The 22,970-nt window shown below is 63.7% G+C and carries 21 protein-coding genes and 1 other RNA gene; 8 read left to right on the top strand and 14 right to left on the bottom strand.

All coding sequences use genetic code 11. The features are described 5' to 3' along the window. Positions 1-18: 18 nt before the first annotated feature. Positions 19-810, bottom strand: a complete 792-nt coding sequence (locus ASC48_RS14405) for an SDR family NAD(P)-dependent oxidoreductase (protein WP_055456447.1) — start codon at positions 808-810, stop codon at positions 19-21. 111 nt (positions 811-921) lie between these two features. Further along, positions 922-2,838, bottom strand: a complete 1,917-nt coding sequence (locus ASC48_RS14400) for a propionyl-CoA synthetase (RefSeq protein ID WP_055456424.1) — start codon at positions 2,836-2,838, stop codon at positions 922-924. A gap of 219 nt (positions 2,839-3,057) precedes the next feature. Here ASC48_RS14400 and ASC48_RS14395 point away from each other — a divergent pair, with 219 nt between their 5' ends. Next, the gene (locus ASC48_RS14395) at positions 3,058-3,834 is read left to right on the top strand and encodes a sulfite exporter TauE/SafE family protein (RefSeq protein ID WP_082440143.1); all 777 of its coding nucleotides are present in this window, start codon (positions 3,058-3,060) and stop codon (positions 3,832-3,834) included. A gap of 85 nt (positions 3,835-3,919) precedes the next feature. Here the strand turns inward: ASC48_RS14395 and rcdA are convergent, their stop codons facing one another. Both rcdA and ASC48_RS14385 read right to left on the bottom strand, forming a co-directional pair. Next, the gene (rcdA, locus tag ASC48_RS14390; protein WP_055456423.1) at positions 3,920-4,459 is read right to left on the bottom strand and encodes a protease adaptor protein RcdA; all 540 of its coding nucleotides are present in this window, start codon (positions 4,457-4,459) and stop codon (positions 3,920-3,922) included. 376 nt (positions 4,460-4,835) lie between these two features. Beyond that, complete coding sequence (locus ASC48_RS14385) at positions 4,836-5,042, bottom strand: DUF1192 domain-containing protein (RefSeq protein WP_055456422.1); 207 nt, start codon at positions 5,040-5,042, stop codon at positions 4,836-4,838. Positions 5,043-5,340: 298 nt separating this feature from the next. On the opposite strand from ASC48_RS14385, the gene ASC48_RS14380 reads away from it, so the two are divergent. Next, complete coding sequence (locus ASC48_RS14380; protein WP_055456421.1) at positions 5,341-6,363, top strand: NAD(P)H-quinone oxidoreductase; 1,023 nt, start codon at positions 5,341-5,343, stop codon at positions 6,361-6,363. 187 nt (positions 6,364-6,550) lie between these two features. Beyond that, on the top strand, positions 6,551-7,285 hold the full coding sequence (locus ASC48_RS14375) for a DUF1013 domain-containing protein (protein ID WP_055456420.1): 735 nt from the start codon (positions 6,551-6,553) through the stop codon (positions 7,283-7,285). Positions 7,286-7,633: 348 nt separating this feature from the next. On the opposite strand, the gene ASC48_RS14370 is transcribed toward ASC48_RS14375, so the two are convergent. The 10 genes from ASC48_RS14370 to tkt all read right to left on the bottom strand — a co-directional run bounded on the left by ASC48_RS14370 (position 7,634) and on the right by tkt (position 19,921). Further along, positions 7,634-8,665, bottom strand: a complete 1,032-nt coding sequence (locus tag ASC48_RS14370; protein ID WP_055456419.1) for a peptidoglycan -binding protein — start codon at positions 8,663-8,665, stop codon at positions 7,634-7,636. Between the two features lie 3 nt (positions 8,666-8,668). After that, a complete protein-coding gene (locus ASC48_RS14365) occupies positions 8,669-9,661 on the bottom strand; it encodes a hypothetical protein (protein WP_055456418.1) in 993 nt (330 codons plus the stop codon). A gap of 442 nt (positions 9,662-10,103) precedes the next feature. After that, entirely contained in the window at positions 10,104-10,898 is a 795-nt protein-coding gene (locus ASC48_RS14360) for an inositol monophosphatase family protein (RefSeq protein ID WP_055456417.1), read from the bottom strand. Between the two features lie 81 nt (positions 10,899-10,979). Continuing rightward, positions 10,980-11,543: an elongation factor P gene (efp, locus tag ASC48_RS14355; RefSeq protein ID WP_055456416.1), complete on the bottom strand. Its 564-nt coding sequence runs from the start codon at positions 11,541-11,543 to the stop codon at positions 10,980-10,982. A gap of 143 nt (positions 11,544-11,686) precedes the next feature. Then, positions 11,687-12,988, bottom strand: a complete 1,302-nt coding sequence (locus ASC48_RS14350) for a tetratricopeptide repeat protein (protein ID WP_055456415.1) — start codon at positions 12,986-12,988, stop codon at positions 11,687-11,689. Next, the gene (locus ASC48_RS14345; protein ID WP_208975730.1) at positions 12,985-13,629 is read right to left on the bottom strand and encodes a thiamine phosphate synthase; all 645 of its coding nucleotides are present in this window, start codon (positions 13,627-13,629) and stop codon (positions 12,985-12,987) included. The genes ASC48_RS14350 and ASC48_RS14345 overlap by 4 nt, the downstream gene beginning before the upstream one ends. A 283-nt stretch (positions 13,630-13,912) precedes the next feature. Beyond that, complete coding sequence (gene fba / locus ASC48_RS14340; protein WP_055456413.1) at positions 13,913-14,980, bottom strand: class II fructose-bisphosphate aldolase; 1,068 nt, start codon at positions 14,978-14,980, stop codon at positions 13,913-13,915. A 380-nt stretch (positions 14,981-15,360) separates the two neighbouring features. After that, positions 15,361-16,554 (bottom strand): phosphoglycerate kinase, encoded by a 1,194-nt coding sequence (locus ASC48_RS14335; RefSeq protein WP_055456412.1) that lies wholly within the window; start codon positions 16,552-16,554, stop codon positions 15,361-15,363. 176 nt (positions 16,555-16,730) lie between these two features. Further along, positions 16,731-17,741, bottom strand: a complete 1,011-nt coding sequence (gene gap / locus ASC48_RS14330) for a type I glyceraldehyde-3-phosphate dehydrogenase (protein WP_055456411.1) — start codon at positions 17,739-17,741, stop codon at positions 16,731-16,733. A 191-nt stretch (positions 17,742-17,932) separates the two neighbouring features. Next, positions 17,933-19,921 carry a transketolase gene (tkt, locus tag ASC48_RS14325; protein WP_055456445.1) on the bottom strand — a complete coding sequence of 663 codons (1,989 nt, stop codon included), beginning with the start codon at positions 19,919-19,921 and terminating at the stop codon, positions 17,933-17,935. 441 nt (positions 19,922-20,362) lie between these two features. Here tkt and ASC48_RS14320 point away from each other — a divergent pair, with 441 nt between their 5' ends. The 5 genes from ASC48_RS14320 to ASC48_RS14305 all read left to right on the top strand — a co-directional run bounded on the left by ASC48_RS14320 (position 20,363) and on the right by ASC48_RS14305 (position 22,807). Further along, on the top strand, positions 20,363-20,659 hold the full coding sequence (locus tag ASC48_RS14320) for a DUF4164 domain-containing protein (protein ID WP_055456410.1): 297 nt from the start codon (positions 20,363-20,365) through the stop codon (positions 20,657-20,659). Between the two features lie 6 nt (positions 20,660-20,665). Next, a complete protein-coding gene (locus ASC48_RS14315; RefSeq protein WP_055456409.1) occupies positions 20,666-21,037 on the top strand; it encodes a cell division protein ZapA in 372 nt (123 codons plus the stop codon). Positions 21,038-21,117: 80 nt separating this feature from the next. After that, positions 21,118-21,274: non-coding RNA, 6S RNA (gene ssrS / locus ASC48_RS19370), on the top strand. Between the two features lie 103 nt (positions 21,275-21,377). Beyond that, positions 21,378-21,989 carry a 5-formyltetrahydrofolate cyclo-ligase gene (locus ASC48_RS14310; protein ID WP_055456408.1) on the top strand — a complete coding sequence of 204 codons (612 nt, stop codon included), beginning with the start codon at positions 21,378-21,380 and terminating at the stop codon, positions 21,987-21,989. Continuing rightward, the gene (locus ASC48_RS14305; protein ID WP_055456407.1) at positions 21,986-22,807 is read left to right on the top strand and encodes a TIGR00282 family metallophosphoesterase; all 822 of its coding nucleotides are present in this window, start codon (positions 21,986-21,988) and stop codon (positions 22,805-22,807) included. Before ASC48_RS14310 ends, ASC48_RS14305 begins: the two co-directional genes overlap by 4 nt. Positions 22,808-22,970: the final 163 nt, after the last annotated feature.

Raw genomic sequence — 22,970 nt, 5'->3', positions numbered from 1 at the left:
GCTTTTTTTGCGGAAACCTCAGTCGCCGTCCGGAACGGCAACCGTGTAGTTGAGCGGCATGCGGCCGCCGTCCACGTAGAGCGTCTGGCCGGTCATGTAGGAGGCGTCGTCCGAGGCCAGGAAGGCGGCGACGGAGGCAATTTCCGAAGCTTCGCCGATCCGGCCGAGCGGGGTGCGCGACAGGATGCGGTTCTTTGCGGCCTTGTCGGAATTCACCGCCGCCAGCATGTCGGTCATGATCGAGCCGGGGCCGATGGCATTGACGCGGATGCCGTAGGGCGCCAGCGAAAGCGCCGTGGCGCGGGTCAGCTGGGCAAGGCCGCCCTTCGACACGCAGTAGGGGATCTGCGAGGGGATCGCCAGCACCGCGTTGATCGAGGACATGTTGATGATGCAGCCCGGCGTGCCGCCCGCCTCGACGCGCTCCACCATGTGGCGGGCAACGGCCTGCGACACCAGGAAAGAGCCCTTCAGATTGACCTGAATGACCCGGTCAAAATCGGCTTCCTCCAGATTGAGGAAATCGGTGCCGGCGACGATGCCCGCGTTATTGACCAGAATGTCGATGTCGCCGAAGGCGTTGAGCGTTTCGGCAACCAGATTCCGCACGTCCAGCGCTTCGGCGACGTTGCAGTTGACATAGAGCACATCGCCCAGCGGCTTCAACTCTTCGGCAGCGGCTTCGCCGGCTTCGTCGTCGATATCCGCGATGACGACCCTGGCGCCGTCGCTCAGAAAGCGCCGGGCAATGGCAAAACCGATACCGCGCGAGGCGCCGGTGACGATGGCAACCTTGTTGGTGAGGGACAAGGGAAAATCCTCGTTGTTGTGCAAGGGCGAACTGCCCGGGAGAGGGCCGTTCCGCGCGCAACAATAGGGCCTTGCGGCCAGCCTGTCGATGGCTGACAGCGGCCCTGTGTCTCAGGTCCTTGTCAGTACACCATATTCCCTGAGGGCCGTCTCGATCTCGTCAAGGATGGCCGGATCATCGATCGTCGCGGGAATGCGGAACTCCTGCCCGTCAGCGATCTGCCGCATGGTGCCGCGCAGGATCTTGCCGGAGCGGGTTTTGGGCAGGCGGTCGACGGTGACGGCGATCTTGAAGGCAGCGACCGGGCCGATGACATCGCGCACGCGCCGGACAAGCTCCGTCTCCACCTCGTGATGCGGCCTGTTGACGCCCGCCTTCAGCACGACGAAGCCGCAGGGCAGCTGGCCCTTGAGCTGATCATTGATGCCGATGACCGCGCACTCGGCCACGTCCGGGTGTCCGGACAGCACTTCTTCCATGGCGCCCGTGGACAGCCGGTGCCCGGCCACGTTGATGATGTCGTCGGTGCGCGACATGATCGACAGATAGCCGTCCTCGTCGATGATGCCGGCGTCCGCCGTCTTGTAGTAGCCGGGGAATTCGTCGAGATAGGCGCTGCGGAAGCGGTCATCCGCGTTCCACAGGGCCGGCAGGCATCCGGGCGGCAGCGGCAGCTTGATGACGATGTTCCCCAGCGTGCCGTTTGGCACCGGGTGGCCTGCGTCATCCAGCACCTGCAGGTCATAGCCGGGCATGGCCACCGTGGGCGAGCCGCGCTTGACGGGGAGAATGCCAAGGCCAACCGGATTGCCTGCAATGGCCCAGCCGGTCTCCGTCTGCCACCAGTGGTCGATCACCGGCACGCCGAGCTTTTCCTCCGCCCATTGCACCGTGTCAGGATCGGCGCGTTCACCGGCGAGGAACAGGGTGCGGAAGCCGCTGAGGTCATAATCCTTCATCAGCTTGCCGTAGGGGTCTTCCTTCTTGATGGCGCGGAAGGCGGTGGGCGCGGTGAAGAGCGCGGCGACGGAGTGATCCGAAATGACACGCCAGAAGGCTCCCGCATCGGGCGTGCCAACCGGCTTGCCCTCATAGACCAGCGTGGTGCAGCCGTGCAGCAGCGGACCGTAGACGATGTAGGAATGGCCGACGACCCAGCCCACATCGGAGGTGGCCCAGAACACTTCGCCGGGCGCGATGCCATAGAGGTTGGACATGGACCATTTCAGCGCCACCATGTGGCCGCCGGTGTCGCGCACCACACCCTTAGGCTGGCCGGTGGTGCCGGACGTGTAAAGCACATAAAGCGGATCAGTGGCCTTCACCGGCACGCAAGGCACCTGACGGGCAGCCAGAAACGCGGCTTCCGTCAGGGCGCCGAAGTCGCGGTCGCGCTCCTGCGAAATCTCTGCGGCAAGCTGCGGGCGCTGGATGACGAGGCAGAACTCCGGCTTGTGCGCCGATTGGGCGATGGCCGCATCCACCAGCGGCTTGTAGGCAATCACGCGGCCGGGCTCGATGTCGCAGGAGGCACAGATGATGGCCTTGGGCGCGGCGTCATCAATGCGGGTGGCCAGTTCATGGGCGGCAAAGCCGCCGAAGACCACGGAATGAATGACCCCCAGGCGCGCGCAGGCCAGCATGGCCATGGCTGCCTGGGGAATCATCGGCATGTAGAGAATGACGCGGTCGCCCTTGCCGATCCCATGGTCCTGAAGCACGGCTGCCATGGCTTGAACCTGGTCGAGCATTTCCTGATATGTATAGGCGGCTTGCGTCCGGGTGATGGGGCTGTCGTAAATCAGGGCGGTCTGTCCGGCACGGCCGCGGGCCACATGCCGGTCGAGGCAGTTGTAGCAGGTGTTCGTCTCGGCCCCGGCGAACCAGCGGCCATAGACGCCTTCCTGCGCATCGAAGACCTTGTCCCAGGGCCGGAACCAGTCGATCTCAGCCGCAGCCTGCGCCCAGAAGGCCTCCGGATCACGTTTCCAGGCATCATAGGTTTCATGATAGCGGCTGGCGGCCATAGCTTGTCCTCCCAGACAGTTCGGCGGTTCCATCCCTTGCGGCCAGGGCAGGCTTGTGCCTTGCCGGGCCGCGTGGCGGAGAGTGCCGCAGCTTGCGCTGCACAAGCAAGAGGGCGGCTGCTTAGACATTCGCAGGGGCGTGGGTTTACTTAACCTCTTTGGCTATGCTCCAAAGAGTGGCCCCTGTCTTGGGGGCACAGTCCCGCCGGAAGCCTCATCATGTTCCTGTCCCCGATATCCGATCCGCTGTTCTATGCCGTGGCAATTCCGGCCGTCATCCTTGCCGGGCTGGGCAAGGGCGGCTTTGGCGGGCCCATCGGCATGCTCGCCGTGCCTTTAATGGCATTGGTCATCCCGCCCATCCAGGCGGCTGGCATCATGCTGCCGGTGCTGATTGTGATGGATGGCGTGAGCCTTGCCGCCTACCGGGGCACGTTTGACCGAAAGGCCATCGCAATCCTGCTGCCTGCGGGTGTCCTAGGCGTGGGGCTGGGCTGGCTGACGGCGGCCTTCGTCGAGAACGCGCATGTGACGCTGCTGGTCGGCGTCATCTCGCTGGCTTTTGTGGCCGACAGGTTCCGCCCGGGACGCAGGGGAGGCGGGGCGCTGCCGCATAATCTGCCATCAGGAGTCTTCTGGGGCACGGTCTCCGGCTTCACCAGTTTCGTCAGCCACACGGGCGGGCCGCCCTATCAGATCTACATGGTGCCGCGCGGCCTTGCTCCGGCACTCTTCGCAGGCACGGCCGTCATCTTCTTCACCACTGTCAATATGGTGAAGCTTGTTCCCTATTTCTTGCTGGGCCAGTTCGATGCGGCCAATCTGGCGACCGCAGCGGTGCTGCTGCCGCTGGCGCCTCTGGCAACGCTGGCCGGCTGGCGGCTGACGCGGATTGTCCGCCCGCAGCTCTTCTACGGTGTGGTCTATGCCGTGATGGCCGTTGTCGGCACCAAGCTGGTCTGGGATGGCCTGTCTGCTCTTGCCGGTGCAGGCTGATCCGGGCTTGATGCAGCCACTATTCCGGAACGGCACGGTGCCTGTCCCGGAACGGGCCTGAGAAGGGAAAGGGAAAAGCCGGCTCTCAGCCAGCCTTGCCGAAGGCCGCAAAGATGCGGTCGATCTGCTGGGCCACCGGGTTTTCGGCCGGAACCAGCTCTTCCGGCTTTTCTTCCACCGGATAGAGCATGGCATCCAGATGCTGCACCCGCTCCTGCAGGCGCACGGAGCGCAGAATCAGGTCCTGCAGGCGCAGCGGCAGGGCATCAAAGGAATTGCCCGAATTGGCGCTGCTCAGGCGGTCGAGGCGCACGCGATTCTTGTCGGTGCTGGCCTGATCAGGCGATATCTCGCCTTCGTTGACCGCGCGCTGCAGCAGCAGCCAGGAGGCGAGCTGCATGAGGCGCGTCGTCAGGCGCATGGATTCGGTGGCATAGGCAAGCGAGGCAGGGCGCTCCAGCCGCTTCGATTCACTGCGGCCGTTGCCGTCCAGATAGGCGGCCGTCTCTTCCACGAGGGCCATGCCCTCATGAAACAGCGCCTGGAACTGCTGGGATGCGGCAAGGCGGTCTGCGAAGCTGACCGTTTCCGGCACGATGCTGAGCTTCCTGGTTTCGTCCGTCATGGGTTAACGCCTTCTCATTTGACCCCGGTCCTTGTCCGGACCAGCCATCCGCTCCTGTTCCGATTTGAAACGCGCGGATTTCTTGACAGGATGAAGAGCAACTGCCGTGCCAGCCGCTGCGCCCATGGCGCTGCGGTAAACCGAATCCCTGCTTACAATGTCACGATGGCGAAAAAAAGAGCCGCGCGCGCGCGGCTCGAAGTCATTAACAGGGAGGCGTCAAACAGAGTGGACAGGAGCCACTCAGGAATCCAGATAACTGGACATTCACAGTTATCTCCCAGAAGGCTTAATATGACGTAAATGAATAAAATTTTAATGATGCCGTTCCGTTAGCCACCTTTAACGGTCTAGGGATGCTGGGATTTTTCTCTCCTCACGAGGATGATGGCTTGAACAGTGCATCGGCTGCTGCGCGAACACCGCTTCTGGCGTCAATTTCCCGCTGAAGACGGACGATCTCTGCTTGCAGGTTGGAGATCTCTGTCTGCAGCTCGGTCACAGACAGGCGCGAGAGATCACTGCCCGGAACAAAGACCGCCGAAGCTGCCTTTGGCGCAGCCCAGATGTTGTCTTCACTCATCTGCCTTCTCCTCCTCTTTCTGCCGTGCCTTGCAGGCGCAGTGGCGCAGGCTGGCACGGCTGGTGTGGCTCATTCCGGAACAGGTCCCGATCTGAAACCCTCTCCGCCGCGCTTGTGCCAGCGGACAAGAATAGGACAGGGCGCGGCGTCTGTCAGTCTTTCAGGAGAGACCTTGCATGTGAGGGGAGGGCTGCCTTGTGTGCGATTTCCGGGAAAACCGGTTTCCACTTTCGCCGGACAGACTCTACAGTGCCGGGCGAGAGTGTGAACCGGTTCAGACAGATACAGGGAGATTGCCATGTCCGCCATTCCGTCCAGTATTCCGCCCGGCTTGCCGCAGGAGATGACCGTGATGGCGATTCCGGTTCCCGGCGGACCGGATGTGCTGGCGCCGGAGAAGCGGCATCTGCCGGTGGCACAAAAAGGCGAAATCCTCATCAAGGTCGAGGCGGCGGGCGTCAACCGGCCGGATGTGATGCAGCGCATGGGGCTTTATCCGGCCCCAAAGGGCGCGTCCGACCTGCCGGGCCTTGAAGTGGCCGGTACGGTGGTGGACCGTGGCCCGGGGGCCGGGCGGTTCAACATCGGTGATCAGGTGACCGCGCTTGTGGCGGGCGGCGGCTATGCCGAATACTGCAAGGTGGACGAGCGCCACGCGCTGCCAGTGCCTTCCGGTCTTTCGATCGTGGAAGCTGCGGCTCTGCCGGAAACCTTCTTCACCGTCTGGAGCAATGTGTTCGACCGGGTGGGGCTGAAGGCCGGGGAACGCTTTCTGGTGCATGGCGGCACCTCCGGCATTGGCACCACGGCAATCCAGCTGGCCAAGGCCTTTGGTGCCGAAGTCTTCACCACCGTGGGCTCGGAGGACAAGCGCCAGGCGGTGCTGAAGCTCGGGGCGGATCACGCCATCAACTACAACACCCAGGATTTCGTCGAGGAGATCGGCCGCATCACGGGCGGGGCGGGCATCCACGTCATCCTCGACATGGTGGGCGGCGATTATGTCGAGAAGAACTGGCAGGTTGCGGCTGTCGAGGGGCGCATCTGCCAGATTGCCAATCTCAACGGGGTGGCCACGGAGGTGAACTTCAACCGCCTGATGATGAAGCGTCTCATTCACACCGGATCGACCCTGCGCCCGCGCGATAATGACTTCAAGGCGGCGATTGCGGCGGCTCTTGAGGCGCATGTCTGGCCGCTGATCGCAAATGGCACCATCCGGCCGGTGATGGATTCGACTTTCCCGCTGGATCGGGCCGCCGATGCGCACCGGCGGATGGAAGGCTCGGGCCATATCGGCAAGATTGTCCTCACCGTCTAGGCAGCGGTGGTGGTGCCGTCTGACGCTTCGGCAGAAAGGGTCGAGATTCTTTGAGGCAGGCGCGCTTGCGCGTTTGCCTTTTAAGCCGTCTCAGCCTATATTGTTGTCAATCTCCCATTCATTCAAACTTGGAATACCGCTTTTTCGCCTTGCCGGGCGAGGGAGCCGACAGGAGGATTTTACACCGATGTCGAACACGCCTCTAATGCCGAAGGCTACTGCCGTCTGGCTGGTGGACAACACGGCGCTGAGCTTCACCCAGATCGCCGCCTTCTGCAAACTGCATCCGCTGGAAGTGAAGGCAATCGCTGACGGTGAAGCCGCACAGGGCATCAAGGGTCTGGATCCGGTGATGACCGGTCAGCTCAGCCGCGAGGAAATCGAGCGTGCGCAGCGTGATCCGAACTATCAGCTGAAGCTGCAGAGCTCCAAGGTCGTCGTGCCGGAAAGCAAGCGCCGTGGCCCGCGCTACACCCCGGTGTCGCGCCGTCAGGACCGCCCGAATGCGATTCTCTGGCTGGTGCGCAACCATCCCGAGCTGAAGGATGCGCAGATCATGCGCCTTGTCGGCACCACCAAGCCGACCATCGCTGCCATCCGTGAGCGCACCCACTGGAACTCGTCCAACCTGACGGCATCCGACCCGGTGACGCTGGGCCTGTGCAGCCAGCTTGAGCTGGACATGGAGGTTGAAAAGGCCGCCAAGAACGCCCCGCCGCGTCCGGAGACCGACTACACCGAACTGCTGGCGCCGGTGGAAGACACCACGAGCGAGGAGGCCATCGCCGCCGCCTTCACCCGCGACCTCCCGCAGCGCGAAGTGGAAGAAGAGATCGACGCCGATGCGGTCTTCGCCAAGCTCAACGCGCTCAAGGGCTCGAAGAAGAACGACGGCGAGGACGAAGACGACTACCGCTTCTGAGCCGTCAGCGTTTCGCGATCATTCAAGGCCGTCCCATTGGGACGGCCTTTGTTGTTTGGGGGATCGGGGAAGACCCACGCAACGGGTCTGCACCAACGCGGTGCCGGATGGTTCCACATCTCCGGCGCGCCGCGGACGCTGCGGAGCGGAGATCCGGGGCCTGCTCGTTCGCAGAGTGGTGAGGGTGAGGCGAGAGGCTGAGATTCGCACCAGAAAGCCACGGTTGCCGCACGTCTTCAGACAATGGCTTTTCTCTGCGAGCGAGTGGTCACCGGCTCGCGCTGCGCTTGGCCGCGGCGGCCCGCTGCCTGATTGCATGCGCGGTGCCGGAGCGGCAGGGGCGCCCTCTCACCGTTCCGTCAGCTTCAGCTCGATGCGGCGGTTGCGGGCGTTGATTTCGGGGGTGTTGCCCGGTTCCAGTGGCTGGAACTCGCCAAACCCCGCTGCAACCAGATGTTTCGGGTCCACGCCCTTGCTGATCAGGTAGCGCACTACGGAGGTGGCGCGGGCGGAGGACAGCTCCCAGTTATCGCGCAGGCGCCCCGTGCCAGACAGCGGCACTGCATCGGTGTGGCCGTCAACGCGCAGCACCCACTGGATCTCGCTCGGGATCTGCCCCTCAAGCTCCAGTAGAGCCTCGGCCAGCTTGTCCAGTTCCACCCGGCCATTGGGATTGATTTCGTCGGAGCCGGAAGGGAACAGCACTTCCGACTGGAAAACAAAGCGGTCGCCCACCACGCGGATATCGGAGCGCTGGGACAGAAGCTCGCGCAGGCGGCCGAAGAAGTCGGAGCGGTAGCGGTTCAGCTCCTGCACGCGCTGCACCAGCGCTGCATTGAGCCGCTGGCCAAGGCTGGCGATGCGGGCCTGGCTTTCGCTTTCCTTGGCCTCGGAAGCCTCCAGCGCCGCATTGGCGGCGGCCAGCTGGCGGCGCAGGGCGGCGATCTGCTGGTTCAGCAGTTCCACCTGCGCCAGTGCCCGCTGGCTGACCTGCCGCTCCTCGTTGAGGGTACCCTCAAGGGCTGCGAGCTCTCCGCTGGCGCTGGCGGCGGCGCCCTCGCGGTCAGATAGCAGGCCGGAGAGCCTGTCGCGCTCACTGGTGGCGGCGCCGAGGCTGGCCTGCAGTGTGGCGACGGTTGTTTCCAGATCGCGCTTGGAAGCCCGTTCCAGCGACAGAAGCTCAGTCAGCTCGCTGATCTGGGCATTGAGGCGGTTCAGCACCGAATCGCGGCCCGACAGCTGCTGGCTGAGCACGAACTGGGCGATGACGAAGATCGACAGCAGGAAGATGAGCACCAGCAGCAGCGTGGTCAGCGCATCCACGAAGCTCGGCCAGTAGTCGATGTCCTGATTGCGCCTGCGGCCGCGAAACCCCGCCATGGATCACTCCTTGGCGCGGTCGAAGGCCGCTGCGATGGAGGAGAGGAGATTTTCCACCCGCTTCTGCTGGGCACTCTGGGTGTCAGCCCATTCGCGCATCATCTGCTGCTCGGAGCGCACGTGCTTGACGAGGCCCTGGATGCCTTCGGCAAGGTTCGCCATGGCCTGATTGGCGGCCTTGCTGCCGCCTTCCTCCACCGCGCGCTGCAGCCGCTCGATGGCCAGTTGCAGCTTGTCCGTATCGGGGGCGGCGGCAACGGGTGCACGCGCCTCTTCCTGCTCGATCTCGGTGACGGTGGACAGCCAGTCTTCCAGCTCCGTGTAGAAACGGTTCTGCGCCTGTCCGGCCTGAAGATCGAGGAAGCCGAGAACCAGCGAGCCGGTGAGGCCGAAGAGCGAGGACGAGAAGGCCGTGCCCATGCCGGAGAGGGGTGCCTGCAGACCTGCCTTCAGATCCTCGAAGATAACGCCTGTATCGCCGGACACCACATCCAGCGACTGGATGGTGGAGCCGACTGCGCTCACCGTCTGCAGCAGGCCCCAGAAGGTGCCGAGCAGGCCGAGGAACACGAGCAGGCCGGTCATGTAGCGGGCAATCTCGCGCGACTCATCAAGACGCATGCCGATGGAATCGAGAATCGAGCGTGAGGTGGTCGGCGTCAGCGCCATTTCGCCCACCTTGTTGCCGAGCAGCGTCGCCATCGGCGCCAGCAGCACCGGCGGGCGGCGCACTTCGATGCCCGGATCACCGATGCGGAAGCTGTTCACCCAGGCGATCTCAGGGAACAGCCGCACGACGCGGGCAAACGTCAGCATGATGCCGAACAGGCCGGTGAGCACAATCATCCCGTTGAGGCCGGGATTGCTCATGAAGGCCGTGGCGATCTGCTGGTTCAGGATGAAAGCGACGAAGGCAACGATCACCAGGAAGATGATCATGAACGAGAGATACGCCTTGGGACTGGACAGGCTGTAGGGATCGAAATCGCGTGCCATGAACCGTCGAGCTTCCGCCTGTTGCTGTTGGCACCAGTGATAGCGCGATTTACCGTTTGTTGAAAACCGTTAATCGCGCGTTAGCAAAAGCTTAATTGAAAAGCAGAAGGCCGGGCAGCGGTTTTGCTCTCCGGCCTTCGACGGATAAATCCCGGATTCCCGCGCGTTCCTGGGAGGTAGACTCCGGCCCCGATATCTTCGTCCTGCCATGGCTTGATCATGGCATCCACCCCGTGACCTTCCCGCTCTATAGGCCTGACAATATGCCTGCCAATTTCCGCCGAAAGGCCGGGAGATGCAATGGCATGGATGCCATGGTCAAGCCATGGCAAGACGGAGGAAGATTGCAGGGGCGGTAAGAAAAACAGCGCAGAAGCTTGGGGCTTCTGCGCTGCATGTTCATGCCGGGCGGGCGTGCGGGTTGCCGCAAACGCCTGCTGTCTTACTCGGCTGCGCTCTTCAGCAGCTTCTGCAGCTGGGCCTTGATGAACTCGTTGCCCGCGACGACCGAGCCGGTCTCCAGCATCGTGTCCTTGCCGTCGATGTCGCTGACATAGCCGCCGGCTTCGCGGATCATCAGGATGCCGGCTGCAATGTCCCAGGGGTTCAGGCCGTGCTCCCAGAAGCCGTCGAGGCGGCCCGAGGCGACATAGGCAAGGTCGAGCGCGGCAGCGCCTATGCGGCGGACACCGGCGACTTCCGGCATCACGTAGCGCAGTTCCTTGAGGGCACGGCCATGGTCACCGCGGCCGAGGAACGGCAGGCCGGTGCCGATCAGGCTGTCCGGCAGGGCGGTACGGGCGGCAACGCGCAGGCGGCGGTCATTGACGAAGGCGCCACGGCCGCGCTCGGCCGTGTAAAGCTCGTCCATCACCGGATTGAAGATGACACCGGCAACGATCTGTCCCTGGCGCTCCAGCGCGATGGAAATGGCGAAGACCGGAATGCCGTGCAGGAAATTGGTGGTGCCGTCGAGCGGATCGACGATCCAGCGGTGCTGGCCGTCTTCGCCGGGCGTCTCGCCGGATTCTTCCATCAGCAGGCCATAGGTCGGCCGTGCCTTGGTCAGTTCGGCGCGGATGATCTCTTCGGCGCGGCGGTCGGCGGCGGAGACGAAGTCGCCGGGGCCCTTGCGCGAGACCTGAAGGTTTTCAACTTCGCCGAAGTCACGCACGAGCGAACGTCCGGCCTTCATTGCTGCCTGGACCATTACGTTTAGGATTGCTGTACGTGCCATGATCTGTCTTGCCGGGTCTTTGGAATGGGGAACCCGGCACCTCAGGGGAAGCGCCGGGCGGAAGGGTTTTCAGAAACAGGATCAGTCCGCGCGGCGGACGTATTCGACCGTGCCGGTGTCGACGACGATCTTCTCGCCAGCGGTGATGAACGGCGGCACGAGCACGCGCACGCCGTTTTCCAGAATGGCCGGCTTGTAGGACGAGGACTGGGTCTGACCCTTCACCACAGCATCGGCCTCGGTGATCTGCAGGGTGACGAACTGCGGCAGGGTGATGCCGATCGGCTTCTCTTCGTGCAGTTCCACGGTCACCATCATGCCGTCCTGCAGGAAGGCGGCGCGGTCGCCGACGAAGTCCTTCTGCAGCTCAAGCTGCTCGTAGGTTTCGGTGTCCATGAAGATCAGGACGTCTTCCTGGATGTAGAGGAACTGGAAGTCCTTCTGCTCCAGGCGGACGCGCTCGACCTTGTCTTCCGAACGGAAGCGCTCGTTCAGCTTGCGGCCGTCGATGAGGTTCTTCATTTCCACCTGGGCGAACGCGCCACCCTTGCCGGGCTTGACGTGGTCCACCTTGACGACCGCCCAGAGCGTCTCCTGATGCTGGAGAACATTGCCGGGTTTGATCTCGTTACCGTTGATCTTCATGAAACGACCGATTGATTAGGGCGTGAAACCTGACGGTGCATCCACGCTCTGCCGGATAAGGACGGCGAGCGGGCACCAATGACGCGCCTGTCCAACACAAAACGGGCGCAAATTCAAGGAAAAACCTGCAAAGCGGTTACTTGTCAGGGGGTGGTCCCGGCCGGATCCAGCGGTTTGGGGATCAGTGTGGCGGTCAGGGCGCCTGCGCGTTCCATGGCCCTGGTCACTGTTTCCTGGTCCAGCGACCCCACATAGCCATCCAGTTCCAGATCGGAAAGGCCAAGCGCGCGTGCCACATAATGCCAGGCGGCAGCCTCCACCTGATCAACCGGGCGGCCGCGGCCGAAGGCATAGATGCGGGCGAGGCGGTTCATGCCGACAGGGTTTCCGGCCCGCGCTGCGCGCTCGAACCAGTCTGCGGCATCTGCCTCGTCCGGTTCCACGCCGCGCCCCTGAAAGCGCAGGATGCCATAATAGACCTGCGCCGAGGTGTGGCCGCGCCGGGCCGCCCGGCCCAGCCAGTTGGCACCCTTGATCGGGTCGCGCACTTTCTCGCCGCCTTCCAGGAACTGGAGGCCGAGGGCATATTGCGCTTCCACGTCATCCTTTTCGGCGGCCTGCAGCAGCAGCTGGGAGGCGCGCTCCTCGTCATAGGGACGGCCTTCACCTTCCTGATAGAGGATTGCCAGATTGTAGATGGCGCCCGGGATGCCTGCATCAGCGGCTTTCTGGAAGAGATCGGCCGCCCTTTTCTTGTCGGCCTCAACCCCTTCGCCCAGCAGATACATCTGCCCCAGCCGGTAGGCCGCATTGGGGTCGCCGGATGTGCTCGCGACCTGATACCAGTCCGCAGCCTTCTTCCAGTCCCGCGCCACGCCAAGGCCGGTTTCATGCATCACGCCCAGCAGGGTCTGCGCGGCACGGTTACCTTCCTCAGCCAGCGGGGTGGCAACGGCAAGCGCCGTCAGGTACCAGCCGCGCTGGAAGACGCCATAGGCGAAATCGGCATCAATCGGCTCGCCCGGTTCCATCAGCGGCGGACCCGCTTCAAGCAGGCTGACAAGCGGCTCCGGCTCGTAGCGGGCAAGGGCACGTGCGGCTGCATCGGCTTCGGTGGCCGTCTCTGCAGCCGCGCCTTCAGCGGTATCCTGTGCCGCAGAAGGCTGGGCCGATGCTGCCTCGCCTGCCGGGGTTGCTGCTGCCGGGGTTTCGGCAGCAGGCGGCGCGGCCTGCTCCTCTGCCTGCGCCGGGGCTGCGGGCGCCGCTGGAGCCGCCGTCTGGGCAAGGCTGCTCCCCGTGGCTGTGCAAAGCGCAGCCAGCGCCAGACCTGCCAAAGCCAGACCCGGTGCGCCGGGCCTCAGGCCAGGGCGCAGGGGCGGGCGGGCAGATGCCTCCGCCGTTTCGGGAAACTGGCTTCCGGTCAGGGTCCGGCGCGGCAGGGTCATTCCTCGTCCTCTTCAAACGGGTGCTGATCGAGAATCGCATTGGCAAGACGCACGGCTTGCGCCGGGCCTTCCGGATGCTGCCAGATGGCATCCTTCAGGGCAACGAAGTCGGCCTTGGTGTTCGCCGTTTCGCCGAGGGTGGCCAGATCATTGCCGCCCAGGGCAACGCAAGGGGTGGTGAACAGCTCCGCCCACCATTCGGCGCGCTCCAGTGTCTTGGCATGGGCACCGGGCTGCTCCTCAAGGTCCAGCCGGCCGAAAAACAGATAGTCCACGCCGCTTTCGGCAATTTCCATCTCCTCGTGCTTCAGCTTGGTGCCGCCCGCGCCGACAATGCGCGCCGGCTGCAGGCTCTCCATGGCCAGCTTGATGTCCTCGAAAGAGCTGTCGATATGGGCGCCGTCTGCGCCCGTGCGGCCGGTCACCTGCGTGTCGCGGTAGATCAGCGCGGCGGCTTCCGCCTTCTGGATCATGGGCACCAGCTTTGCAGCCGTGTCCTGCAGCGCCTTGGCGGTTGCCTCGGGCTGATAGATGAGGACGCAGGCCACATCCCCGCCCGACAGCGCCGCTTCAAGGCGCGGGGCAAAGGCTTCGAGATCGAAAACGGGCGGCGTAACCAGATAAAGGCGCGGGCGGTTCAAGGCGGTATCCGTCTGTTCGGCCCGGCATGCGGGCACATGGTACATACCTATGTCCCTAAAGACGGCAAAAGCACGACGCAAGCGCAGAGATGGGTGCAGAAGCTTTGCGCGGCGGAATGTTACGGGTGAGGGGGGCAGTGCTCGCCTCACAGGTCCCGGCAAGGAGGCTGGGACGGTGCGGTGCAGGATGCCGCGCCCGCCTGACTGCATGCACCAGAGCGCAGCAAAAAGGCCGGAGCGATGCCCCGGCCTTGGTTTGATCCTTGAGTAAGGTCCGAAAGCCTTACGAGATCTTCGGGTCCAGCGCGCCGGACTTGTAGCGGGCGGCCATTTCCGGGAGGGTGAGGACGCGCTTGATCTTGGAGGCCTGACCGGCGGTGTTGAAGGCTTCCAGACGCTCCTTGCAGAGCTTGGTCATGGCATCGCGGGCGGGCTTGAGATACTTGCGCGGATCGAACTCGCCCGGGTTCTCGGCGAGGATCTTGCGGATCTGGCCGGTCATCGCCATGCGGTTGTCGGTGTCGATGTTGATCTTGCGCACGCCGTTCTTGATGCCGCGCTGGATTTCTTCCACCGGCACGCCCCAGGTCTGGGGCATCTTGCCGCCGTACTGGTTGATGATGTCCTGCAGGTCCTGCGGCACCGAGGAGGAGCCGTGCATCACCAGATGGGTTTCCGGCAGGCGGCGGTGGATTTCCTCGATCACGTGCATGGCAAGGATCGCGCCGTCCGGCTTGCGGGTGAACTTGTAGGCGCCGTGGCTGGTGCCCATGGCAATGGCCAGCGCGTCAACCTTGGTCTCGCGCACGAATTTCACCGCTTCTTCCGGGTCGGTCAGCAGCTGGTCGTGGCTCAGCCGGCCTTCGGCGCCATGGCCGTCTTCCGCTTCGCCCATACCGCTTTCGAGGCTGCCGAGCACGCCCAGCTCGCCCTCGACGGAGATGCCGCCCAGATGGGACATGTCCGTCACGGCCTTGGTGACGCCGACGTTATAGGCCCAGTCAGCCGGGGTCTTGCCGTCGGCTTTCAGCGAGCCGTCCATCATCACCGAGGTGAAGCCGGCCTGGATGGCAGTCATGCAGGTGGCCGGTTCGTTGCCATGGTCGAGATGCACGCAGACGGGGATGTGCGGATAGATTTCCGTCACCGCGTCCATCATGTGCTTCAGCATGACGTCATGGGCATAGGAACGGGCGCCGCGCGAGGCCTGGATGATGACCGGGGAATCGGTCGCATCGGCCGCTTCCATGATGGCGAGCGCCTGTTCCATGTTGTTGATGTTGAAGGCCGGAACGCCATAGTCGTGTTCCGCGGCATGATCGAGCAATTGACGAAGTGTAATGCGTGCCATCGAAATCTCTCCTGTTCCAGATCCTTGCGGAACCTTGACCCGGCTCCGGACCTGCCTGCTCAAACACTGCGCGTGGATCGTCCGTTCCAACGGTCTTGCCAGTTGAACGAAGCGTTTTCCCGCGCTTGCCGTGCAACGGCAGCGTGGGCCGCAGATAAGTTTCGCACTGCGACAAAACCGTGGCCGTTCTAACAAAATCCAGCAGTTTGGGAAGATGGGGCCGCAGCCCATAAATCAATTTAAATGCCGGTAAACGCAGGAAAATTCGGACATTTTTAATTTGGTGCCCGAATTAATTGCCCGCCGTGGCGGGTGTTCGGGGGCATTGCGGTGCGCCAATACTGGACTGGCGCACTGCAAGACTTGAGGAGATGCCGGCTTCAGGCCTGCAGGGCCGTTACGCCCGGCAGGTCCTTGCCTTCCAGCCACTCGAGGAACGCCCCGCCAGCGGTGGAGACATAGGAGAAGTCACCGGCAGCACCTGCGTGGTTGAGGGCAGCCACCGTGTCACCGCCACCTGCGACGGAGAGCAGCTTGCCGTCCTTGGTGCGGCGGGCCGCATGCTGCGCAGCGGCGACGGTTGCCTTGTCGAAGGGCTCGATCTCGAAGGCGCCGAGCGGGCCGTTCCACACCAGGGTGGAAGCCCCGTCGATCCTGGCCTTCACCGTCTCGATGGAGGCAGCGCCCACATCCAGCATCATGGCATCGGCGGGAATCGCGTCGAGGCTGACGGTCTCATTGGCCGCGCCTGCCTTGAACTCGCGGGCGACGACTGCATCCACCGGCAGCACGATCTCGCAGCCGGCCTTTTCGGCGGCTGCCATGATCTTCAGCGCGGTCGGGGCAAGGTCATGCTCGCACAGGGACTTGCCGACGTTGACGCCCTTGGCGGCGAGGAAGGTGTTGGCCATGCCGCCGCCGATGACGAGCATGTCCACGCGGCTGACGAGGTTTTCCAGCAGGTCGATCTTGGAAGACACCTTTGCACCGCCAACAACGGCCAGAACCGGGCGTTTGGGCGAGCCAAGAGCCGCGCCCAGAGCTTCCAGCTCGGCCTGCATGGAGCGGCCGGCATAAGCGGGCAGCAGCCGGGCAAGGCCCTCGGTGGAGGCGTGGGCGCGGTGCGCGGCGGAGAAGGCGTCATTCACATAGAGGTCGCCATTGGCGGCCAGAGCAGCAGTGAATTCGGCGCCGTTCTTTTCCTCGTCCTTGTGGAAACGGGTGTTCTCCAGCAGCAGCACATCGCCGTCCTGCATGGCAGCAACGGCACCGGCCGCAGCTTCGCCAATGCAATCGGCGCAGAAGGCAACCGGGCGGCCGATGACAGCAGCAACAGCCGGGGCCACCGGCGCAAGGCTCATGTCCGCCACGGCTTCACCCTTTGGGCGGCCGAAGTGGGCGAGCAGGATGACCTTCGCGCCCTTGTCCGACAGTTCGCGGATGGTGGGGGCAACAGCGCGGATGCGGGTGTCGTCGGTGATCTTGCCGTCCTTCATGGGGACGTTGAGGTCCACACGCACGAGGGTGCGCTTGCCTGCAGGTTCCTGAATATCGTCGATGGTTTTGAAGGACATGGATCTCATCCTTGAGAGCTGGCTTGAAAGCTGCGCCGCCGTAATGCGGGGCGCCTGAACGTGAAGCGCTGGCCTGCGGATCACGGGAGAGGCCGGATCACGGCGTGCCATCGGGGACTTGCCCCGGCAGAAGGAAAAAGGGCGGGCACCGGGCCCGCCCTTCAGTCAGTGGTGCATCAGATGTGCTTGGCGAGTGCCACAGCGGTGTCCGACATGCGGTTGGAGAAGCCCCACTCGTTGTCGTACCAGCTCATGATGCGCACCAGCGTGCCGTCCATGACCTTGGTCTGGTCCATGTGGAAGATCGAGGAGTGGCTGTCATGGTTGAAGTCCATGGACACCAGCGGCTCGTCGGTGAAGCCGAGGATGCCCTTCAGCTTGCCGTTGGCAGCGTCGCGGATGGCGCTGTTGATCTCTTCCACGGTGGTGGAACGCTTGGCGATGAACTTGAAGTCCACCACGGAGACGTTGGGGGTGGGCACGCGCACGGACACGCCGTCCAGCTTGCCGTTCAACTCCGGCAGCACGAGGCCCACGGCCTTGGCGGCACCGGTCGAAGTCGGGATCATGGACATGGCTGCGGCGCGGGCGCGGTACAGGTCCTTGTGCATGGTGTCCAGTGTCGGCTGGTCGCCGGTGTAGGAGTGGATCGTGGTCATGAAGCCCTTCTCGATGCCGATGGCGGCATTGAGGACATAGGCAACCGGAGCCAGGCAGTTGGTGGTGCACGAAGCGTTGGAGACGACGAGGTCGGCAGCCGTCAGCGCATCATGGTTCACGCCGTAAACGATGGTCTTGTCAGCGCCGTTGGACGGAGCGGAGACGAGAACGCGCTTGGCACCAGCGGCGAGGTGCGCTTCGGCCTTCGGCTTGTCGGTGAAGATGCCGGTGCATTCCATGGCGATGTCGACGCCCAGCTCGCCGTGCGGCAGCTCCTTCGGGTCGCGGATCGCGGTCACCTTGATCGGCTTGCCGCCGTTGATGCGGATGCTGTCGCCTTCGACAGTGACGGCCGCCGGGAACTTGCCATGCACCGAATCATGACGCAGCAGATGCGCGTTGGTCTCCACCGGGCCGAGGTCGTTGATGGAGACGACTTCGATGTCGGTGCGGCCGGACTCGACGATCGCGCGCAGAACGTTGCGGCCGATGCGGCCAAATCCATTGATCGAAACCTTGGTCACCATGTGAGTAACTCCCATACATGCGTGGCGCCGTTATGGAGGACGCCTTTCGCCAGCCCAGACCGGGCCGGCCTTGCGAAAGGGCAGGAGAGGGCCTGCCCGGGCTCAGGAGCCCCCGCCTGAGCGGCGGAGGCGAGAGTTCTGGTGTCTTCCGGCGGCAGCCAGGCCCGATGGCCCGCTGCTCCGGGGCCGGATCAGGCGCCGAGGCGCGCCTTGGCAGCGTCCACAACCGCCGTATCGGTGATGCCGAAGTGGGCATAGAGCTCCTTGTAGGGGCCCGAGGCGCCGAAGCCATGCATGCCGACGAAGATGCCGTCGTTGCCGATGAAGCGGTCCCAGCCGAGGCGGATGCCGCTCTCGACCGCGATCTTTACCTTCGAGCTGCCGATGACGGAGGCCTTGTAGTCGTCCGACTGGGCTTCGAACAGCTCGAAGCACGGCACGGAGACGACGCGGGCCGGGATGCCGTCAGCCATCAGCTTTTCGCGGGCGTTCATGGCGATTTCGACTTCCGAGCCGGAGGCGAAGATCGTCACATCCGCAGCTTCTTCGCTGCCCGCCAGTTCATAGGCGCCGCGTGCGCAGAGGTTCTCTTCCTCGAAGGTCTTGCGCTGCGAGGGCAGGGTCTGACGGGTGAGGGCGAGCACCGACGGGGTCTTGGCGGCGGTCAGCGCAATCTGCCAGCACTCCAGCGTCTCGGTCACATCGGCCGGGCGCAGGAAGTAGAGGTTCGGGATGGCGCGCAGGGCAGCGTAATGCTCCACCGGCTGATGGGTGGGTCCGTCTTCGCCAAGGCCGATGGAATCGTGGGTCATCACGTGAATGACGCGCTGTTCCATCAGGGCGGCAAGGCGCAGGGCCGGGCGGCAGTAGTCGGAGAACACCAGGAAGGTGCCGGAATAGGGGATGACACCGCCATGCAGGGCCATGCCATTCATGGCGGCGGCCATGCCGTGCTCGCGGATGCCCCAGTGTATGTAACGGCCGGAAAAGTCACCCGGTGTTACGGCCTTGGTCTGCGGGGTCTTGGTGTTGTTGGAGCCGGTCAGGTCGGCCGAGCCGCCGATCGTCTCCGGGATAACCTCGTTGACCACGTTCAGCACATGCTCGGAGGCTTGACGGGTGGCCAGCGCGGACTGCTCCTCGAACAGCTTGCGCTTGTAGGTCAGCATCGCTTCATCGAAGCCGGCCGGCAGGTCACCGCGGTTGCGGCGCTCGAACTCGGCGCGGGTTTCCGCATCCTTGGCGGCGAAGCGCTTTTCCCAGCTCTTGTGCGCATGGGCGGAGCGCAGGCCGGCAATGCGCCAGGCGTCCAGCACGTCGCTCGGCACGACGAAGGGCTCGTGGCTCCAGTTCAGCGCCTTGCGGGTGGCGGCGATTTCATCCGCGCCCAGCGGCGAGCCATGCACCTTGTTGGTGCCGGCCTTGGTCGGAGCGCCGAAGCCGATCACGGTCTTGGCGGCAATCAGCGTCGGCTTGTCGCTCTCCTGCGCCTTGCGCAGTGCATTGGCGATGGCTTCCGGATCATGGCCGTCGATACGGCTGGTGGCCCAGCCGGAGGCCTCGAAACGGGCGATCTGGTCGGTGGAATCGGTCACATCGATCTTGCCGTCGATGGAGATGTTGTTGTCATCCCAGATGACGATCAGCTTGTTCAGCTTCAGGTGGCCAGCGAGCGTCAGGGCTTCCTGGCTGATGCCTTCCATGAGGCAGCCGTCACCGGCCAGCACATAGGTGTAGTGGTCGACGATATCCTCGCCGAAACGGGCCGCCTGCAGCTTCTCGGCAATGGCCATGCCGACAGCGTTGGCAAGGCCCTGGCCCAGCGGGCCGGTGGTCGTCTCGATGCCGGCGCCATGGCCGAATTCCGGATGGCCGGCCGTGCGGGCGCCGATCTGACGGAAATTCTTCAGCTGGTCGAGTGAGAAATCCTCATATCCGAGCAGGTAGAGCACGGAATAGAGCAGCATGGAGCCGTGACCGGCGGACAGCACGAAGCGGTCGCGGTCGGCCCAGTGCGGGGCGGTGGGGTTGAACTTCAGGAACTGCGTAAACAGGACCGTGGCGATGTCGGCGGTGCCCATTGGAAGGCCGGGATGGCCCGATTTGGCCTTTTCGACCGCGTCCATGGAGAGGAAGCGGATCGCATTCGCCATGCGGTGATGCTTTTCAAGATCAGTCATGTTCATCCCGTTGCTACATGCGGCAGGCCGCAGGGCTACCTGAGAATCTGTTTTCCTGGTGCCGGAGATGATGAGGATCGGCCTTTTGCCATCTCCCATGCCCTCGCCAGCCCTGCAGGGAGCCCGACAAATAACAGGAACCCTAGTGGTGTCAATAAAGGCCGCACTTGCATGAAATGACGGGATGGCGGGGGAGAAACGCCGCAGAGCCGAATGCCGCCATTGACGGCGCTTTTAACGATTGCTTAATCTTTATGCCGCGAAGGCGGTCCGGGCGAATTCCGTTAAGTGTGGTCATCCGGTTATTGCCGCCTGCTCGCAATTTGCTTTAGTTTTTGCGGCGGGCCATATGTGTCACGCCAGCGGGCGCTGGTGGTCTACGCTCAGGAAATACCCCTACGCAGGGTCCTGAAGGCGGATTTTGAAAGTGGATGCGGTTTGATGGCAGAATTGGGCTCAGGTCATAGCCAGTCTCTGGATGCTGCCTTGACGCGCCTTGCGGCTGCCATTTCCCATCTGGAAACGTCGGTTGGCCGGCGGCTGGATGGCGACCATTCCCTCAACGCCCTGCATGACGACATTCAGCGCCTCGGCGAGGACCGCTCGCAGCTGGCGATGAACCTGGACAAGGCCGAGGCCCGGGCGCAGAGCCTGGAAGACGCCAACCGCGAAGTGTCCCGCCGCCTCGTGTCCGCCATGGAGACGATCCGCTCCGTTCTCGAAGCACACGGAGGCTGAGGGCGGATGGCGCAGATTTCCGTCACCATCAACGGCAGGGCCTTCCGCATGGCCTGCGACGACGGCGAGGAGGAGCGGCTGATCGGTCTTGCCGAGCGGTTTGATGGCTGCATCAACCAGTTGCGGGGCAGTTTCGGTGAGATCGGTGACCAGCGGCTGACCGTCATGGCGGGAATCATGGTGATTGACGAACTGGTCGAGCTGGAAAAGCGCGTGCAGCAACTGGAGCAGGAGCTTTCCATGGTGCGCGACGCGCGTCAGGCAGCGCTGGAGCATATCAACCGCTATGAGGCCACTGCCGTGCTGCGCATCGACGAGGCTGCCCGCAAGATCGAGGCGCTGGCCGAAGGCCTGACCCGCAGCCTCAAGACCGATTGAATGCAGCCCTGCGGGGGACGATGACGCCTGCGGTTGCGCGAAGGGCTTTCAAATGCAGCGCTCTGGCTCTATATCTGGTTCAGCAGCTGCGCTTCCCGTCAGGAAACATTATCCCCGGGGCCTTACGCATTCCCTAGGGAGCTGTCCCTGATCCGGCCCCTGGGCTGGAACACACGGCGCCCACCTACACTGTAGGTTTCCCGGGATTGCAATTCCAACGGTCGCCGTGGCTGCACTTTAACAATTCTTCCGAGGGCCGGATCTGCGGCCCGCCGGTGCCTGAAAAGGTGCGCTGGATGGCAGTCCCACCGATTGCCGGACCGGTTCCCTGCGAGGTTCGATGCCCGCCACTGACACCCGCAACGCTCTCACCGATCTTGTTCAGGCCAAACAGCAGATCCGCGCAGCGGCGCTGGCGCGCCGTGCGGCGATGACGGCTGTGCAGCGGATCGAGTGTTCCCTTGCCCTGACCGCTCACGTGGACGGGCTGAACCTGAAGCCCGGCGAAACCGTCTCCGGTTTCTGGCCGATTCGCGACGAGATCGATCCGCGTCCGTTGATGCATGAATTGGCATCCCGCGGCCATCCTCTCTGCCTGCCCGTCGTCGCAAAGCCGCATCTGCTGTTCCGCAAGCTGGACCGGGAAACGAAACTGGTGCCGGCAGGTTTTGGCACGAGCGTGCCTGAAGAAGCGTCTCCAAACATGCGCCCGGATGTGATGCTGGTGCCGCTGGCGGCCTTTGATGCGCGCGGCGGGCGGCTGGGCTACGGCAAGGGGCACTACGACACGGCGATTGCCGCGCTGGAGAAAGACGGCCCGGTCCTTCGCATCGGGCTTGCCTTTTCAGTCCAGGAAGTGGATCAGGTGCCCACAGAACCGCATGACCAGTTTCTCCACGGCATCCTGACTGAAACCGGGCTGCGCTGGTTTCACACACGAGAGGACCGATGAAGCTTCTGTTTCTGGGTGATCTGGTCGGCCGGGCCGGCCGCACCGCTGCCATTGAGGCTCTGCCGGGCCTGATCGAGGAAAACGGCCTCGATTTCGTCGTGGTGAATGGCGAGAATTCCGCTTCCGGCTTCGGCATCACCGAGCAGATCCTTCAGGAAGTGGTGGATGCGGGCGCCGATGTGGTCACCACCGGCAACCACGTCTGGGACCAGCGCGAAACCCTCGTCTATATCGACCGGCAGCCGCGCCTGCTGCGTCCGGTGAATTTCCCGGCCGGAACGCCGGGACGCGGCGTCAACATCTACTCTGCCCGCAACGGCGCGCAGGTGGCCGTCGTCAACGTCATGGGCCGGGTCTACATGGACCCGCTGGATGATCCCTTCGCCGCCGTGGAGCGGGCCATTGCCGATTGTCCGCTCGGCCATGTGGTGGATGCGATCATCATCGACATGCATGCGGAAGCCACCAGCGAAAAGCAGGCGATGGGGCATTTCCTCGATGGCCGCGTCAGCCTTGTGGTGGGTACGCACACACATGTGCCGACGGCGGATCACCAGATTCTGCCGGGCGGCACGGCCTATATGTCCGACGCGGGCATGTGCGGCGATTATGACAGCGTGCTCGGCATGGAAAAGGAAGAGCCGGTGCAGCGCTTCCTGCGCAAGGTGCCTTCCAGCCGCTTCACCCCGGCGCTGGGCGATGCGACCATTTGCGGCGTGGCGGTGGAAACCGATGACCGCACGGGCCTTGCTATTCATGTCTCGCCGCTGCGCATGGGCGGGCGGCTGGAGCAGGTGATCCCGCACTTCTGGCGCTGACAGCAACTCCCGGTGGGAATGCCTCACCGGGAGTTGCTCAAGCCCGTGCGGCACTTGAGCAATTCCAAGGCGTGATGCGTCAGCATCCCCGCGCTTTGGCATGACAAAAGTGCAGATCCGGCCCTCCGTGCGCAAGAGAAGCGGCGGGGTGTCTGGATTTTAC

Source organism: Pannonibacter indicus (genome assembly GCF_001418225.1).
GTDB lineage: Bacteria > Pseudomonadota > Alphaproteobacteria > Rhizobiales > Stappiaceae > Pannonibacter > Pannonibacter indicus.
Note: the sequence above shows the minus strand (reverse complement) of the source record. Positions and strands in the feature narration are given on the sequence as shown.

What these genes read in the sequence shown, in the direction of transcription:
- gap (WP_055456411.1), bottom strand. Translation starts at nt 17,741, where the DNA reads ATGGTGACCAAGGTTTCGATCAATGGATTTGGCCGCATCGGCCGCAAC.
- ASC48_RS14335 (WP_055456412.1), bottom strand. Translation starts at nt 16,554, where the DNA reads ATGTCCTTCAAAACCATCGACGATATTCAGGAACCTGCAGGCAAGCGC.
- efp (WP_055456416.1), bottom strand. Translation starts at nt 11,543, where the DNA reads ATGAAGATCAACGGTAACGAGATCAAACCCGGCAATGTTCTCCAGCAT.
- ASC48_RS14350 (WP_055456415.1), bottom strand. Translation starts at nt 12,988, where the DNA reads ATGACCCTGCCGCGCCGGACCCTGACCGGAAGCCAGTTTCCCGAAACG.
- ASC48_RS14400 (WP_055456424.1), bottom strand. Translation starts at nt 2,838, where the DNA reads ATGGCCGCCAGCCGCTATCATGAAACCTATGATGCCTGGAAACGTGAT.
- ASC48_RS14305 (WP_055456407.1), top strand. Translation starts at nt 21,986, where the DNA reads ATGAAGCTTCTGTTTCTGGGTGATCTGGTCGGCCGGGCCGGCCGCACC.
- ASC48_RS14315 (WP_055456409.1), top strand. Translation starts at nt 20,666, where the DNA reads ATGGCGCAGATTTCCGTCACCATCAACGGCAGGGCCTTCCGCATGGCC.
- ASC48_RS14320 (WP_055456410.1), top strand. Translation starts at nt 20,363, where the DNA reads ATGGCAGAATTGGGCTCAGGTCATAGCCAGTCTCTGGATGCTGCCTTG.
- ASC48_RS14310 (WP_055456408.1), top strand. Translation starts at nt 21,378, where the DNA reads ATGCCCGCCACTGACACCCGCAACGCTCTCACCGATCTTGTTCAGGCC.
- rcdA (WP_055456423.1), bottom strand. Translation starts at nt 4,459, where the DNA reads ATGACGGACGAAACCAGGAAGCTCAGCATCGTGCCGGAAACGGTCAGC.
- ASC48_RS14395 (WP_082440143.1), top strand. Translation starts at nt 3,058, where the DNA reads ATGTTCCTGTCCCCGATATCCGATCCGCTGTTCTATGCCGTGGCAATT.
- ASC48_RS14380 (WP_055456421.1), top strand. Translation starts at nt 5,341, where the DNA reads ATGTCCGCCATTCCGTCCAGTATTCCGCCCGGCTTGCCGCAGGAGATG.
- fba (WP_055456413.1), bottom strand. Translation starts at nt 14,980, where the DNA reads ATGGCACGCATTACACTTCGTCAATTGCTCGATCATGCCGCGGAACAC.
- ASC48_RS14375 (WP_055456420.1), top strand. Translation starts at nt 6,551, where the DNA reads ATGTCGAACACGCCTCTAATGCCGAAGGCTACTGCCGTCTGGCTGGTG.
- tkt (WP_055456445.1), bottom strand. Translation starts at nt 19,921, where the DNA reads ATGACTGATCTTGAAAAGCATCACCGCATGGCGAATGCGATCCGCTTC.
- ASC48_RS14385 (WP_055456422.1), bottom strand. Translation starts at nt 5,042, where the DNA reads ATGAGTGAAGACAACATCTGGGCTGCGCCAAAGGCAGCTTCGGCGGTC.
- ASC48_RS14370 (WP_055456419.1), bottom strand. Translation starts at nt 8,665, where the DNA reads ATGGCGGGGTTTCGCGGCCGCAGGCGCAATCAGGACATCGACTACTGG.
- ASC48_RS14360 (WP_055456417.1), bottom strand. Translation starts at nt 10,898, where the DNA reads ATGGCACGTACAGCAATCCTAAACGTAATGGTCCAGGCAGCAATGAAG.
- ASC48_RS14365 (WP_055456418.1), bottom strand. Translation starts at nt 9,661, where the DNA reads ATGGCACGCGATTTCGATCCCTACAGCCTGTCCAGTCCCAAGGCGTAT.